Below are 14336 nucleotides of genomic sequence, written 5' to 3' on the forward strand. Positions count from 1 at the left end.
GTGCCTCAGATGGCGCCTTCGTTCGGGTCGTTGTCCATGAAGGGGTAGGGCACCTTCACGGGCGGGACGAAGGTCTCCTTGATGGTGCGGGGGCTGGTCCACCGCACGAGGTTGAGGGCCGAGCCCGCCTTGTCGTTGGTGCCGGACGCGCGGCCACCGCCGAAGGGCTGCTGGCCCACGACAGCGCCGGTGGGCTTGTCGTTGATGTAGAAGTTGCCCGCCGCGTGGCGCAGCTCGCGCAGCGCCGTGTCGATGGCCTTCCGGTCGCGCGCGAACACCGCGCCGGTGAGGGCGTAGGACGCGGCTTGGTCGACCTCGCGCAGCGTCTCCTCGTACTTCGCATCCGGGTAGACGTGCAGGCCCACCAGCGGCGCGAAGATTTCCTCGCGGAGGATGCGGTGGGTGGGGCTGTCGAGCTGCACCAGCGTGGGCTTCACGAACCAGCCCTGCTTCCGGTCCACGTCGCCGCCGGCCACGATGCTGGCCCCGCTGTCGCTCTTGGCCAGGTCGATGTACGAGGAGACCTTCTTGAAGGACTTCTCGTCGATGACGGCGCCCATGAAGTTGCGGAAGTCCGACACGTCGCCCATGCGAATCTCGCTGATGAGCGCCTGGAGGCGCGGCTTCAGCTTGGGCCACAGGGATTCGGGGATGAAGACGCGGCTGGCGGCGGAGCACTTCTGGCCCTGGTACTCGAAGCCGCCGCGGACGATGGCCACCGCGAGCGCCTCCAGGTCGTCCGCCGCGGACGGGTGGGCGACGATGAAGTCCTTGCCGCCCGTCTCGCCGACGATGCGGGGGTACTGCTTGTAGCGGGAGATGTTCTCGCCCACCGTGCGCCACATGGCGTTGAACGTCGGCGTGGAGCCGGTGAAGTGGATGCCGCCCAGGTGCGGGCTGGCCAGCACGGGGTTGCCCACCGTGGGGCCGTCACCCGGGAGCATGTTGATGACGCCGTCGGGCAGGCCCGCCTCGCGCAGCAGTTCCATGATGTACCAGGCGCTCAGGGCCGCGGTGGACGACGGCTTGAAGAGCACCACGTTGCCCATGATGGCCGGCGCGGTGGCCAGGTTCAGGGCAATGGCCGTGAAGTTGAACGGCGCCACCGCGAAGACGAAGCCGTCCAGCGGGCGGTAGTCCGTCATGTTCCACGTCTGGTACGCGGCCTCCGGCTGCCAGCCGAGAATCTGCTCGGCGAAGTGCACGTTGAAGCGAATGAAGTCGATGGCCTCGCACGCGGCGTCAATCTCCGCCTGGTGGGCCGTCTTTCCCTGCCCCAGCATGGTGGCGGCGTTGAGGATGGGGCGGTAGCGCGTGGCCAGCAGCTCCGCGGCGCGCAGGAAGATGGCGGCGCGCGACTGGAAGGGCATGCGCGCCCAGTCGTCCTTGACGGCCAGGGCGGCCTGGATGGCCTGCTCCGCGTGGCTGGCGTCTGCCTCGTGCAGCGTGGCCAGCACGTGCTGGTGGTTGTGCGGCATGCGCACCGTGTCCGTCTTGCCGGTGCGGATGTGCTTGCCGCCGATGATGACGGGGATGTCGATCTGCTCACCGGCCATGCGCTTCAGCTCGGCTTGGACCTCCCGGCGCTCGGCGGTGCCGGGCGCATAGGAGAGGACAGGCTCGTTCTTCGGCGGCGGGACGCGGGTATGGGCGTTGATCACGCGGATTCACCTCGGGCGGAAACGAAGGGCGCGCAGCATAGCCAAGCAGCCCAGTGGGGGAAGCGTGGAAGGCGGCGCAATCTCCAGTGAACCCTTGGGGTTTTGGACAATTCCCCGCCATTCCGGGGCGCCTTGGCTCACTGACGCGGTGCGCGGGGACGATGAAGCCCATGCGCGTCCCCTCGCACCCCGCCGAGCTGCCTACCGGCGTGCGCGGTTTCTACCCGTCGGTGACGGGGATGTTCGAGCTCACGGCGCCGGACGCGCACGACCACGTCCCGCTGCTGCTGAGTCCCTTCGGCTCCTCCACGTACCGGGGGAGTCGAGCCACGGAGCGCTTTCCTTTGGCGGCACGTCAGGTGTGTCGCGTCGAGCGGCCCCGGCCTCGCCGCGGGGCGCATGGAGGCTTCTTCTTCGGAGCGGCGCCGCCGGACGCCTCTTCGAGGAACTGTTGGAGGGCCGCCGCGTTGTTGTGCTCGGTGTCATGGGCGCTGTAGACGAGCGTCACCGTGCCGTGGCGCGCGGCTTCGAGCAGGGGCTGCCATGCCGCGGGATTCGCCGCGAGCTCGGCGGAGTATCTTCGGCAGAACTCGGACCAGCGGTCGGGGTCGTGTGCAAACCACTTCCGCAGCTCGGTGCTGGGGGCTGCGTCCTTCAGCCAGGCTTCGAGGGGAAGCGCTGTCTTCCGTACGCCTCGCGGCCACAGCCGTTCCACCAGGAAGCGCCGCCCATCCGTGCGGCTTGCTGCTTCGTACGCCCGCTTGAGTCGAATCGCCACTGGGCCACCTCGCGTGTCACACGTTCGTTGGTGGCAACGCCCGGGCGCCCTGCGACCGTCCCGCGCTCCAGCGGGGCCGGCGCCCGTCCTCTCACTCGGGGCGCGCCGTGCCGGGGGGCGTCGGGGTGAGTGGCCTCAGCTCTTCCACGCGGGCTGGATGGTGGGCGCGGCCGGGGTGACGGCCTCCGTGCGAGCCAGCAGCGCGTGAAGCTGGGCGATGAGCACGGGCGGCTTCACCGGCTTGACCAAGTAGGCGTCCGGGACGGGCTGGTCCGCGGGCCCTTCCGTGCGAGGCGCATAGCCGCTGACGAAGATGACGGGGATGTGCTTGAGCGTGGGCTCGGAGCGGAAGTGGCCACAGAGCGCGTAGCCGTCCATTCCGTCCATGTTCACATCGGAGATGAGCACATCGGGCGGGTGCGCCAGGGCCTGCTGAAGCCCCGACTCGCCGTCGGCCGCCGTGGTGCAGTCAAACTCGCCGGAGAGCAGGAGACGGAGCGTCTCCCGCATCGTCCACGAATTCTCGACGATGAGGACCTTCGGCTTCACGACACCCCGACTCTCAGGGAGGCTGCCGCCCGGCGGTGCCCGGTGCACACGCTCTCCCCCGGCGAAAGGCCCAGCATCACCCCACGCGCCAGCCGGGGCAAGAGGGGGTGCTCAGCACCCCTCGGGTCCGTGGGGGCCGCGGCGCGGCGCCTACTCCTCCGGAGGGGGGCTCACGAGGCCCTGACGCGAGACGGCGGAGTCGGGCTCCTCGTCGCCTCGGGCTTCCCTCTCCGGGACATCCTGGGACGTCCACTCCTCGCCGCGCTCCACGCGCGCCTCCCACGGCGTGTCGGCATGGGGCGCCGCGTCGCCGTGCTCGTGGGCGAGGTGCCGGGAGGCGTCCGCCGCGCCACGGTCCTGTGCGTCCGCCACCTGCCCGCGGTTGCGCGGTTGGAAATTCTCCCCGGCGTGGAAGCCCGCCTGCTGGTCATCTCCAATGTCCCTGGGCCGCGCGTCCTGGGGGCCCTTGTCCTTCTTGCCAGCCATGGTGCCGTCTCCGTGGGTCGGGAGGGCGTGAGGTTCCGCCCCGTTCGCTTCAAGTTCGGAGCGGGCGGCCCCTGGGGCAACGACGCCAGGGCCCACTGACGGGAGGGCGGCCTAGCGAGGCGGAGGCGGCGCCTGTCGGGCCAGGGCCGGTCCCCTTCGCGACAGCTGCGCCACCACCTCCGCGAGCCCCGCGGTGGGCGCGGCGATGCGGCAGGCGGCCCCGCCGTGGACCAACCCCACCACCTGCATGCGCGCGTCCACCAACGGCGCGCCGGAGTCTCCCGGCCGGCCCCGGATGGTGGTGAAGAGCGCGGCGGGCACCTCCGGAAGCGAAGGGCAGCGGCCCAGCCGCTCCAGCACGGCCTGCTGAGGTTCGTCGGGACGGTCATTGCGGCCCGCGAACACCAGTGGCTCGCCCGGAGCGGGCAGGGCCTGGGCGACGTCCAGTGGACGCACCGGCGCTGGCGCGTCCAGGCGGAGGACGGCGATGTCCCGGCCCCGGTCCACGTGCACGGCGCTGCCGTCCATCCGGCGTCCGCCCAGGAAGGACAAGGGCACCCGCGTGTCCTCATTCCGGAGGCAGTGCGCGGCGGTGAGAATGTGCCGGCCGTCTTCCACCACCACGCCCGCGCAGTGGCCCGGCTCCAGCGTCACCGTCGCCGCCGCCACGTCGTCGAGGTCCGGCGGTGTCTCCTCCTCCGACGTGTGGCATGCCGTCAGCAGCAACGCCCCCACGCCCGCCCCCAGCCACGTCCTCCAGCCCGCGTCCCTCATCCGTCACCCTCGTGGCCCGCTCACCTGGCCGGCGCCTTCGGAGGGAGGATGTGCACCCACGCGTCCGGGGCTCCGGGCAGGGCTGCCAGGCCGCCGTCCAGCCGAGGCCCGTGTTGTCAGGTGCTTGTCGCCTGGGGCCGCATGCGCGGTGCGACACTCAACGCCGACACGGCACTGATGATGTGTGCCTGTCGCAAGGAAACGTGATATCCCATTAACCTCTGCATTTCGCTGACCCCGCCGGTTCCCCTTCGTGAGCGACGAGGAGAAGACAGCAGTCCTGGACGAGCGCAGCCGTCCTCCGAGTTCATGGGGGGACCGCATCCGCACGCCCATCACCCTGCCGGGAGCGCGCGCCGGGGAGCGCCGCTCGTTGGCCGTGGGCATGGTGGTGACGGGGCGCTACCGGGTGGAGGGGCTGCTGGGCGAAGGCGGCATGGGCCGCATCTGGCTGGCCACGGACCTGCACGAGCACCGCCGGGTGGCGCTCAAGGAGATGCAGGTCCCCGCGGGCCTGACGGCGGGCAAGACGGAGGAGCTGGTGCTGATGTTCCGGCACGAGTTCTTCGCCATGAAGAAGCTCCAGCACCCCGGCACCCTCAAGGTCTTCGACTGGGGCATGACGGAGGCCGGCAACCGCTTCATCACCATGGAGGTGGTGGACGGGCAGGACCTGAGCTCGCTGGGGCGTGAGTCGCCGCTGGACACGCGCACGCTGTACCGCGTGCTCATCCAGATGTCCCAGGTCCTGGCCTTCCTGCACTCGCGGCTGTACGTGCACTGCGACATCAAGGCCAGCAACATCCGCATCACCAGCGCGGGCGCGGTGAAGCTGATGGACTTCGGCGTCATGCACCAGCTGGGCACCCCCAGCCCCGGCCGCCTCAAGGGCACGCTGGAGTACCTGGCGCCGGAGTGGCAGCGCGGCGCGAGCATCGACGGGCGCGCGGACCTTTATTCGCTGGGCGTCATGGCCTACTACCTGGTCACGCGCCGGCTGCCCTTCAAGCGCAACACCCCGGCGGCGCTCCTGGCGGACCACCTGACGCGGCCGCCGCCGAAGCCGTCCACGATTTGCCCGGTGGATCCACAGTTGGAGGAGATCATCCTCCTGCTGTTGGCGAAGGATCCGCGCGAGCGCTTCCAGGACGCCAGCGAGCTGATGGAGGCGCTCTGCCACGCCAGCGGCGAGCCGATGCCGGAGGAGCCGCTGTCGGCGCGCGCCAGCTACCTGCACGTGCCGGAAGTGGTGGGCCGCGCCGCGGAGCTGGAAGCGCTGATGAACGGCCTGGCCGAGGCGGACTGGGGCCAGTCCCGCGCGGTGCTCATCGGCGCGCCCGCGGGCGTGGGCAAGACGCGGCTGCTCCAGGAGTTCGAGCTCCAGGCGAAGCTGGCGGAGCTGCCCTTCGGCCGGGGCCAGTGCCGCGCGGAGGGGCAGGCGCCGCTGACGCCCATCGTCCAGGCGGTGCGGTGCCTGGTGCCGCTCACGCCCTCGGAGATGATGGAGCGCCTCGGGCCGAAGCTGCGGCAGTTGCTCCCGGGCCTGACGCCAGACGCGGGCGAAGTGCATCCGGTGGCGGGCGAGGAGAAGCTGGCCTTCTTCGGCGCGCTGGCGGAGTGGGTGCAGGCGCTGGGCCGGCGGATGACGCTGGTGCTGTGCTTCGAGGACCTGCAGTGGGCCGACAGCGCCACGCTGGAGGTGCTCAACGTCCTCATCCGCGCCCTGTACGGCACGCGCGGCATGGTGGTGGGCACGTTCCGGAACGGCGAGCTGAGCCGCCTGAGCCTGGCCTTCCAGACGGTGGACGAGAAAATCACCACCCGCATGGACCTGGAGCCGCTGGCCGCCGAGCACGTGCGCACCCTGGTGGAGCTGGCGCTGCCGGGGCTGGCCGTGCCGGAGGCCTTCGTCACGCGGTTGCACGAGACGACGGGCGGCAATGCCTTCTTCGCCACCGAGTGCCTGCGCGCGCTGGTGGAGGAAGGCGCGCTGACGCGGGTGGGCGGCCGGTGGAGCGCCGTCGAGGGACTGGACACACGGCCGCTGCCCGCCAGCATCCACGACGCGGTGCTCGCGCGCCTGGGCAGTGCTCCGGCGGAGCAGGTGTCGCTGCTGCGCCAGTTGGCGCCCGCGGGCCGCAGCCTGGAGCTGCCCATGCTCCGCGCGCTGGCGGAGCTGCCCGAGTCCGAGCTGTTCGCGGTGCTGGACGGCATCGTGGAGCGGCAGTTCCTCCAGGAGGTGGAGGGCCGCTACGTCTTCACGCACGACACCGTGCACCAGGCCGTCTACGACAGCACGCCCGAGGAGGCGCGGCGCGTGGCGCACGGCCGCGTGGCGCTGGCGCTCCAGACGCTGCACTCGTCGCGGCCGGAGCTGTCGCGCACGGTGGGGTGGCACTACCTGCGCTCGTCGGAGCCGGAGCTGGCCATTGGCCCGCTGCTGGACGCGGGCCGGGCCGCCATCGAGGCGCAGGCGCTGCTGGAGGCGACGCTGCTGCTGAAGGAAGCGGCGATGCTGCTGGAGGCCGCGCCGGACTTCCCGGGCCGTGACAGGCTGCTCTTGCGCATCTGGGTGACGATGGTGGAGGTGGGCTATTCGAGCGACCCGCCCACCTCGCTCGTCTTCGCGCGGAAGCTGAGCGAGCACTGGACCTCCACGGTGGACCTGGCGGACGGGCGGACGCAGGCGGTGGCCGCGCTGGAGGCCGCGTGCGCCGCGCCCGAAGTGGAGCGTCCCGCGCGCCTGAAGGCGCTGTTCCGCGAGCGGGAGGCGGACACGTTCGCCAGCACCGCGGACGTCTTCTGGAAGCAGGCCGAGCTGCGCATCCTCCAGGCCATGGCGCTGGCCAGCGTGGGCCGCACGGAGGAGCTGACGGCGCTGCTGGAGCGCGTGCGGGCCGAGCAGCCGGAGGTGTCGCCCTACCGTGCCGCGGTGCAACTGGCGCCCGCCCAGTTGTGTGCCTACACGGGCCGCTTCTCCGGTGTGCTGGAGACGCAGTACGAGCAACTGAACCGGCTTCGCGGGCTGTGCGAGGTGACGGGCCGGCTCCCCAAGCGCCTGGCATGGGCGCTGGGCATGGGCGGCTTCACGATGAACATGAACCTGGCGCTGCGCGGCGAGCCGCTGGACGCGCAGGCGCTGCGCGACGGGTACGCCGTGGCGGAGGCCCATGGGTTCACGGACGTGCGCGGCTTCCATCTGTTCGCGGTGGTGACGCGCGCGGCCTTCACGGGCGACGGCGCGGCGTTCGTCCCGGCCTTCACGGAGAAGACGGAGCTGGTGCGGCGGCTGGGCAACCCCCGGTTGATGGAGCGCAACCTGGCCCTCTTCACACCGCCGTACTACCTGGAGCGCGGCGAGCACGAGCACGTGGCCGCGGTGGTGGCCCGCGCCGAGGCGCTGGCGCGGGTGCTACCGGAGGACCGGTGGCTCCAGTGTCACCTGCGGGTGTATCAGGCCTGCCGCGACGTGCTCTTCGAGGATGCGGGTGCGGCGCGCCGCTCACTTCCCGCGGCCCTTGCCGCCGCGCGCGAGGGCGGCGTCCGCATGGAGACGCTGCTGCGCGTCTACCAATCCCGCTTCGAGCGGGAGCAGGGCAACCTGGTGGCGGCGCAGGACGCGGCGGAGGCGGCGCTGGCGCGGGCCACGGACCCGGTGCTGGCCAATCCGTGGGATGAAATCCTCTCCCGCCGGGCGCTGGCGGCGCTGCTGCCCGGTGAGGAGGGCCTGGCGCACCTTCGCCGGGCGCTCGCGCTGGCGGAGCTGACGGGCAACGTGCTCCAGGTGGGGCTGGTGCGCCTGGCGCTCGCGGAGCGCGCGCGGGACGCGGAGTCCTCCGTGGTGGCGCTGGAGGCGGCCGAGGCGGCCTTCATGGATGCCCGGGCCTCCAGCCTGCTGTCCCTGGCCAGCTCCCTGCGGGGGGCGCTCCAGCGCCGCGCCGGGGAGCTGCGTCAGAGCGCCTGATGTGACGCTGGAAAGTCGACGGGACTGTGTCCTCACGGCCCGGACGTGGGGCGTTAGACTCGGGCCATGGCCCCGACCCCACTGCGGTTCCTGCTGGATTTCATCTCGCCGTATGCCTACCTGGCCTGGACGCGCCTGCCGGCGCTCGCCGCGCGCCATGGCCGCACCGTGGAGCCGGTGCCCGTGCTGCTCGCGGGGGTGCTCAACGCGACGGGAAACATCGGCCCCGCGGAGGTCGTGCCCAAGCGGGCCTACCTCTTCAAGCAGACCTTCCGCATCGCCCATGACTTGGGCGTGCCCTTCGCGCCGCCGCCGACGCATCCCTTCAATCCGCTGCTCGCGCTGCGCGTGACGGCCGCCGTGGATGACGTGGAGGCCCGGAGCCGGCTGGTGAGCGCCCTGTATGCCTCCGCCTGGGGCGGCGGGAAGGGGGCGGAGTCGCCCGAGGCCGTGGGCGCGGCGATTCAGGCCGCGGGGCTGGACGCCCAGGCGCTGCTCGCGGCGGCCCAGACGCAGGAGGTGAAGGACCGGGTCCGGCGGAACACCGAGGCGGCGGTGGCCGCCGGGGCCTTTGGCGTGCCCACCTATCTGGTGGACGACGAGCTGTTCTTCGGCGTGGACTCGCTGGGGCACCTGGAGCAGTTCCTGCGCGGCGAGGACCCGCTCACCCCGGCGGACGTCGAGCGCTGGCGCACGCTGCCAGCCAGCGCGTCCCGGCGCTGAAGCCAGCGCACGCGGGCGCCGCTTTCCGCTAGGGTCCCGGAGTCATGGTCTCCGGTCGGCCCGCCTTGTTGACCTCCCTCGTTCGGCTCCTCGCGCCCGTGGCGCGGGGGGCGGTGCACCTGGAGGTCCCCCCTTCATGAACGTCCTCGCCGAGTTGGGCATCGCCGTCGCCGGCCTAGTGCTGGCGCTCGTGCTGCTGTCCATGAATCTGTGGCGCAGCATCCTCTTCCTCTTCCCGTCCAGCGTGCGGGTGGAGCCCGAGGCGCCCGCGGACCAGATGGATTTGCCCCTGGAGCTGTCGGGGCGCGCCAACCAGCTCCAGGCGCTGGGGTTCGTGCCGCTGGGCAGCCACGAGGAGAAGCCGCGCCTCCAGCGCGCCACGCGCTCCTACGATTGGGCCCACCCGGGTGAGCGCGTCTTCGCCACGCTCCACGAGGGGCAGGGCGGCGTGCCCCGGCTGTACCTTCTCACCCCCCTGGCCTCCGGGGGCTTCGTCATCACCGCGGACTACCGGCGCCCGGCGCTGGAGGTGCCCGGCGTCTATCTGGCGGGTTCACTGGAGGACGCTCCGCCCGACCGCCTGCTGCGCGCGCACCTGCGCCGCCTGGACGGGTTGCAGCCCGCCGGGGATTTCACCTGGGAAGGCAGGGTGGCCGCCGGGCGTTCCTGGTACCAGGGGCTCGGTCGCAAGGAAATCCGGAAACAGAACCTTCAAGGTTTGTTGTGGACCGTCATTGCGCTTGCCATCGTCGCCAGCGCCTTTTTCGGGCCGCGCGCGCCCTAGGGCCGCCCGTCCCACACGTCACGACGTCACGGCGCGCGTGCACCGCGCGCCCCATGAGAGTAGGTAGACGACCATCATGAAGAGCGTGTCCAAGAACGAGGAAATCTACTTCCTGTCCGGCAAGCGCACCCCGTTCGGTACCTACGGGGGGAGCCTGAAGGACCTCAGTGCCACCGACCTCGCCGTGGAGTCGGCGAAGGCCGCGTTGGCCCAGGCGAAGGTGTCTCCGGAAGACGTCCAGCACGTCGTCTACGGCAACGTCGTGCAGACCAGCGCGGACGCCATCTACCTGCCGCGCCACGTGGGCCTGCGCACCGGCGTGCCCGTCCCCGTGCCCGCGCTGGGGGTCAACCGGCTGTGCGGCTCCGGCTTCCAGGCCTTCATCACGGCGGCGGAGCTGATGCTCACCGAGCAGGCCGCCGTCGTGCTGGCCGGCGGCACCGAGTCCATGAGCCAGGCCCCCCACGTCATCCGCGGCGCCCGCTGGGGCCTGCCGCTGGGCAAGGGCAGCCTGGAGGACATGCTGTGGACGGCCCTCACCGACAGCTACACCGGCCAGGCCATGGCGCTCACCGCCGAGCAGCTCGCGGTGGACTACTCGCTCACGCAGGACCAGGTGGACGAGTACGCCGTCCTCACCCAGAAGCGCTTCGCCGCCGCGCAGGAGGCGGGCCGCTTCCAGGATGAAATCGCCCCCGTCACGCTGAAGACGAAGAAGGGGGAGACGGTGGTGTCCCGGGACGAGCACAACCGCCCGGAGACGTCGGTGGAGAGCCTGCGCAAGCTGCCCAAGGTCTTCAAGAAGGACGGCGTGGTGCACGCGGGCGCGGCCAGCGGCATCTGTGACGGCGCCGGCTCCATGGTGATGGCCACCGGCAGCTTCGTGAAGAAGCACGGCCTGCAGCCCATTGCCCGGCTCGTCAACTGGGGCGTCTCCGGCTGCGACCCGAAAGTCATGGGCATCGGCCCCGCGCCGGCCATCCGCCAACTGCTGGAGCGCGCCCAGTGTCAGCTGTCGGACATCGACCTCTTCGAGGTCAACGAGGCCTTCGCGCCGCAGTACCTGGCGGTGGAGAAGGAGCTGGGGCTGCCCCGCGAGCGCACCAACGTCAACGGCGGCGCCATCGCCGTGGGGCACCCGCTGGGGGCTTCCGGCGCGCGCATCACCACCACGCTGGTGTACGAGCTGAAGCGTCGCGGCGCCCGCTATGGTATCGGGTCCGCCTGCATCGGTGGCGGTCAGGGCATCGCGGTGCTCGTCGAGGCGCTCTGATGACACAGGACTCCCAACCAGGACGCGAGATGAGCAACGAGGTGGACGCGAAGACGGCGCGTGAGCGGGCCAAGGCCATCGCAGAGCAGCGCCGCGCCGAGCGTCGCAACCGCAAGCGCAAGTGCGTGGTGTGTAGCGTGGAGGAGAGCGACAAGACGCCCCTGACGGCACACCCCGAAGGCATTGGCCCGGCCTGCAAGGACGAGGTCACCTGCCTGTCGCGCAAGGCCGCCAGCGGCCGGTGACGTTCCAGCCCCCGAGCCCGCGCGCTCCGTGCGAGGCTCGGGAGCCCACCTCCCAGGTGGGATGCCCAGGACGCGCAAGGGCCGGATTGTCGGGCCCGATTCTTGATGGCGGAATCGTCTCGGGGTAAACGTCCAGAATCTCTGGTTTATGACGAGGGTCGGAATGGGCGTTATCAGCTTCACGGGCGTCAAGGTGTTCTCCACCACGCTCGCGCGTGACCGCGAGAACATGGGTGAGAACATCACCAAGTGGCTCAAGGAGAACTCCAACCTGGAGGTGGTCGACAGGGTGGTGACGCAGTCCTCCGACAAGGAGTTCCACTGCTTGACCATCACGCTCTTCTACAAGCCGAAGGCTTGATTGGCCGCGAGGCAGTTGACGAAGCGTGGGTGTTCGAGGGCGCTTTCCCCGATGTCGGGGATGGGCGCCCTTCGTCATTTGGGGTTGCGAAGCGAGCGGTGTTCCACCACCTTTGGACGGCTCTGAGCAACGAGAGGATGGTGTACTGAATGCGACCGATGAGGAGCTTCGGAGGCGGGGGCGGCGGCATGGGACTGCCCGGCCTGGAGACCACGGCGTCCAAGTTGGCGGTGGCGCTGGTGGCGGGCTCCGTGATGTTCCACCTCACGAAGTCGCAGTCGGGTGGTTTGCTGTTGCTGTTCCCGGACCTGGTGTTCGGCAAGCTCTTCCTGTGGCAGCCGCTGACGTATGCCTTCATCGAGTCGAGTCCCATCGGCATCATCTTCGGCGCCATCATCACCTGGTCCATTGGCGGCTACCTGGAGTCCATCTGGGGCAGCAGGCGTCTGTTGATGGTGGCGCTGGGCATCGCGGTGAGCGCGGGCCTCATCACCTCGCTGCTGGCCATGCTGGTGCCCGGCGCGACGGTGCAGGCGTACGCGGGCGGCAACGTCATGACGTCGGTGCTGTGGGTGTCCTACGGACTCTCCATTGGCCGGGGGCAGACGAACTTCTGGGGTCTGCCGCTGTCGGGCAACGCGCTGGCGGGCATTGGTGCGGGCTTCGTCGTCCTGTCGGCCGTCACCAGTGGCTGGCAGACGCAGGTGCCGGACCTGCTGGGCCTCTGCATGGCGTTCGCCTACGTGCGCGGGGCCAGCCCGCGCAAGCTGTGGCTGCACCTGCAGCACTGGCGGCTGCAGCGTCAGTTGAAGGGCCGCTCCAAGCACCTGCAGGTGGTGCGGCAGGACCGGCCGGACCGGGACCAGTACCTCAACTGACGCCGGGCCCTTCGCGACTCAGTGGGCCGCCTCCGGGTGGCCGTACTGCTTGAGCTTGCGGTAGAGCGTCGCCACGCCGATGTCGAGCTGCTCGGCGGTGCGCGCGCGGTTGCCGCCATTCTGCGCCAGCACCGCCAGGATGTAGTGCTTCTCCATGTCCTCCAGCCGCTGCGGATTGCCGGTGGGCACCAGGCTGGGAGGCGCGGCGCGGACCTCCTCCGGCAGGTCCTCCCGCTCCACCCGAGTGCCCTCGCACAGCGCCACCGCGCGCTCCACGGCGTTGCTCAGCTCTCGCACGTTGCCTGGCCACGCATAGCGCAGCAACTGGTCCGCCGCGTCCGGGGACAGGCCCGACACCCTACGGCCCAGACGCTCCGCGGCCTCGGCGAGCAGCAGCCGCGCCAGGGGGAGCACGTCGTCGCGGCGCTCACGCAGCGGCGGAATCTTCAGCTCGATGACGCGCAGCCGGTAGTAGAGGTCCTGACGGAAGCGCCCCTGGCGGACCTCCTCCGCGAGGTCGCGGTTGGTGGCGGCCACCAGCCGCACGTCCACCTTGCGGCTGGCATTCTCACCCACGCGGCGCACCTCGCGCTCCTGCAGCACGCGCAGCAGCTTGGCCTGCATGGACGGTGGCACCTCGCCCACTTCATCCAGGAAGAGGGTGCCGCCATGGGCCGCTTCGAAGAGGCCGGCCCTGTCGTGGGTGGCGCCGGTGAAGGCGCCGCGCGCGTGGCCGAACAGCTCGCTCTCCAGCAGGCTCTCCGTGACGGCGGCGCAGTTGACGGCGACGAAGGCCTTGTGCGCGCGGCCTGACTCGTCATGGATGAGGCGGGCGATGCGCTCCTTGCCCACGCCGCTCTCGCCCGTGACGAGCACCGTGGAGTCCACCTTCGCCACCCTGCGCGCCAGGTTGATGACTCGCTGCATCGCATCCGAGCGCGCCACCATGCCCGCCGGGTCCTCCGTCACGCCCGCGCGCGCCAGCGACTGCCGCTTCGCGCGCAGCTTGCGCTCCGCCTGCCGCAGCGCCTCCGTCACCTGCGCCAGCATGCCTTCCATGCACTGGGTTTCGTAGAGGCGCAGCACCTCCGTGCACTCGGTGCTCCACTCCTCGGCGGGGCGGCCCACGTAGTGGCATGCCGCGTCGCCCTTGCCCACGCAGCGCAGCTCCGTGCCGTAGATGGGCTTGCCGTTGACGTAGCTCATGTAGCCAGACGCGAAGCCGGTGAGGCTCCAGCACACCGGCTGGTCGGACTGGCCCAGGTGCAGCAGGTGCTGCTCGGCTTCATAGGAGTCGTGCCACTGCGCTTCGGCGAAGGGCTCCGGGCCTTCGTCCGCGCGGCGCTGGACGGGCTCCACTCGGACCTGCCCCTGGAGGGTGTGCAGCCGCCCGCCGGCACGGCGCCACAGGGATTCGTCCTTCCAGGGAACCGCGCCCTTCATCGCTTCGGCCGTGCGCCAGCCATGCGCGTAGCCCAGGCGCGTGAAGGTGCCGCGCGCCGCCGTCATCCCCATCAGCTTGATGAGCTCCTTGCGGAGCAGCCCCAGCGCCACCGGGTCCATCAGCAGCACGCGCTGGCCTCCGAAGTGGATGAGCCCGCCCCCCGGCTCGAACGACAGCAGCTCACTCAAGTCCAGCTCGAAACGGCCACCCACGCTGTACGACTCCTTCCAGAATGAGTGGAGTCTCTATCGTTTTGAGAGGTCCGTTGCACGGGAGGTTTAGGGAGCGGAGCAAATCCAATAGGTTGGAGTTTTGGGTGTCGTGGTCCTCCGGTTGCACTAGAAGGCGGCCGTCATGGGCGACGAACTCGACAGACGCGTGGTGCTTCAAGGCGCGGCGGCGGCCGGGGTGGTGGG

At 70.7% G+C, this 14336-nt stretch carries 13 protein-coding genes; 7 read left to right on the forward strand and 6 right to left on the reverse strand.

Annotation, left to right across the window (positions count from 1 at the left end; all coding sequences use genetic code 11):
* Positions 1–5: 5 nt before the first annotated feature.
* From pruA to FL344_RS28905, 5 genes are all read right to left on the reverse strand, one after another.
* Positions 6–1661 carry an L-glutamate gamma-semialdehyde dehydrogenase gene (gene pruA, locus FL344_RS28880; protein WP_141620805.1) on the reverse strand — a complete coding sequence of 552 codons (1656 nt, stop codon included), beginning with the start codon at positions 1659–1661 and terminating at the stop codon, positions 6–8.
* Positions 1662–2016: 355 nt separating this feature from the next.
* Positions 2017–2439, reverse strand: coding sequence for a DUF488 domain-containing protein (locus FL344_RS28890; protein WP_141620806.1), 423 nt, complete (start codon positions 2437–2439; stop codon positions 2017–2019).
* Positions 2440–2574: 135 nt separating this feature from the next.
* Positions 2575–2988 (reverse strand): response regulator, encoded by a 414-nt coding sequence (locus FL344_RS28895; RefSeq protein ID WP_167371092.1) that lies wholly within the window; start codon positions 2986–2988, stop codon positions 2575–2577.
* Between the two features lie 150 nt (positions 2989–3138).
* The gene (locus FL344_RS28900) at positions 3139–3474 is read right to left on the reverse strand and encodes a hypothetical protein (protein ID WP_228565456.1); all 336 of its coding nucleotides are present in this window, start codon (positions 3472–3474) and stop codon (positions 3139–3141) included.
* A 111-nt stretch (positions 3475–3585) separates the two neighbouring features.
* Positions 3586–4248 carry a serine protease gene (locus tag FL344_RS28905; RefSeq protein WP_141620808.1) on the reverse strand — a complete coding sequence of 221 codons (663 nt, stop codon included), beginning with the start codon at positions 4246–4248 and terminating at the stop codon, positions 3586–3588.
* A 379-nt stretch (positions 4249–4627) separates the two neighbouring features.
* Here FL344_RS28905 and FL344_RS28910 point away from each other — a divergent pair, with 379 nt between their 5' ends.
* The 7 genes from FL344_RS28910 (at position 4628) to FL344_RS28940 (ending at position 12476) form a co-directional block, all read left to right on the forward strand.
* Positions 4628–8212, forward strand: coding sequence for a protein kinase (locus FL344_RS28910; RefSeq protein WP_141620814.1), 3585 nt, complete (start codon positions 4628–4630; stop codon positions 8210–8212).
* A gap of 66 nt (positions 8213–8278) precedes the next feature.
* On the forward strand, positions 8279–8935 hold the full coding sequence (locus tag FL344_RS28915) for a 2-hydroxychromene-2-carboxylate isomerase (protein WP_141620809.1): 657 nt from the start codon (positions 8279–8281) through the stop codon (positions 8933–8935).
* A gap of 136 nt (positions 8936–9071) precedes the next feature.
* Positions 9072–9719: a hypothetical protein gene (locus tag FL344_RS28920; protein WP_141590328.1), complete on the forward strand. Its 648-nt coding sequence runs from the start codon at positions 9072–9074 to the stop codon at positions 9717–9719.
* A 76-nt stretch (positions 9720–9795) separates the two neighbouring features.
* The gene (locus tag FL344_RS28925) at positions 9796–10992 is read left to right on the forward strand and encodes an acetyl-CoA C-acetyltransferase (protein WP_141620810.1); all 1197 of its coding nucleotides are present in this window, start codon (positions 9796–9798) and stop codon (positions 10990–10992) included.
* Between the two features lie 29 nt (positions 10993–11021).
* Positions 11022–11237, forward strand: coding sequence for a hypothetical protein (locus tag FL344_RS28930; protein WP_026113800.1), 216 nt, complete (start codon positions 11022–11024; stop codon positions 11235–11237).
* A 163-nt stretch (positions 11238–11400) separates the two neighbouring features.
* On the forward strand, positions 11401–11598 hold the full coding sequence (locus FL344_RS28935) for a hypothetical protein (RefSeq protein ID WP_013938428.1): 198 nt from the start codon (positions 11401–11403) through the stop codon (positions 11596–11598).
* 149 nt (positions 11599–11747) lie between these two features.
* Positions 11748–12476: a DUF1751 domain-containing protein gene (locus FL344_RS28940; RefSeq protein WP_140866253.1), complete on the forward strand. Its 729-nt coding sequence runs from the start codon at positions 11748–11750 to the stop codon at positions 12474–12476.
* A gap of 18 nt (positions 12477–12494) precedes the next feature.
* On the opposite strand, the gene FL344_RS28945 is transcribed toward FL344_RS28940, so the two are convergent.
* Positions 12495–14132 (reverse strand): sigma-54-dependent Fis family transcriptional regulator, encoded by a 1638-nt coding sequence (locus tag FL344_RS28945; RefSeq protein ID WP_141620811.1) that lies wholly within the window; start codon positions 14130–14132, stop codon positions 12495–12497.
* Positions 14133–14336: the final 204 nt, after the last annotated feature.

Source organism: Myxococcus sp. AB036A, assembly GCF_006547355.1.
In the GTDB taxonomy this organism is placed as follows: Bacteria; Myxococcota; Myxococcia; order Myxococcales; family Myxococcaceae; genus Myxococcus; species Myxococcus virescens.

What these genes read in the sequence shown, in the direction of transcription:
- FL344_RS28900 (WP_228565456.1), bottom strand. Translation starts at nt 3,474, where the DNA reads ATGGCTGGCAAGAAGGACAAGGGCCCCCAGGACGCGCGGCCCAGGGAC.
- FL344_RS28905 (WP_141620808.1), bottom strand. Translation starts at nt 4,248, where the DNA reads ATGAGGGACGCGGGCTGGAGGACGTGGCTGGGGGCGGGCGTGGGGGCG.
- FL344_RS28915 (WP_141620809.1), top strand. Translation starts at nt 8,279, where the DNA reads ATGGCCCCGACCCCACTGCGGTTCCTGCTGGATTTCATCTCGCCGTAT.
- FL344_RS28920 (WP_141590328.1), top strand. Translation starts at nt 9,072, where the DNA reads ATGAACGTCCTCGCCGAGTTGGGCATCGCCGTCGCCGGCCTAGTGCTG.
- FL344_RS28925 (WP_141620810.1), top strand. Translation starts at nt 9,796, where the DNA reads ATGAAGAGCGTGTCCAAGAACGAGGAAATCTACTTCCTGTCCGGCAAG.
- FL344_RS28930 (WP_026113800.1), top strand. Translation starts at nt 11,022, where the DNA reads ATGAGCAACGAGGTGGACGCGAAGACGGCGCGTGAGCGGGCCAAGGCC.
- FL344_RS28935 (WP_013938428.1), top strand. Translation starts at nt 11,401, where the DNA reads ATGGGCGTTATCAGCTTCACGGGCGTCAAGGTGTTCTCCACCACGCTC.
- FL344_RS28940 (WP_140866253.1), top strand. Translation starts at nt 11,748, where the DNA reads ATGCGACCGATGAGGAGCTTCGGAGGCGGGGGCGGCGGCATGGGACTG.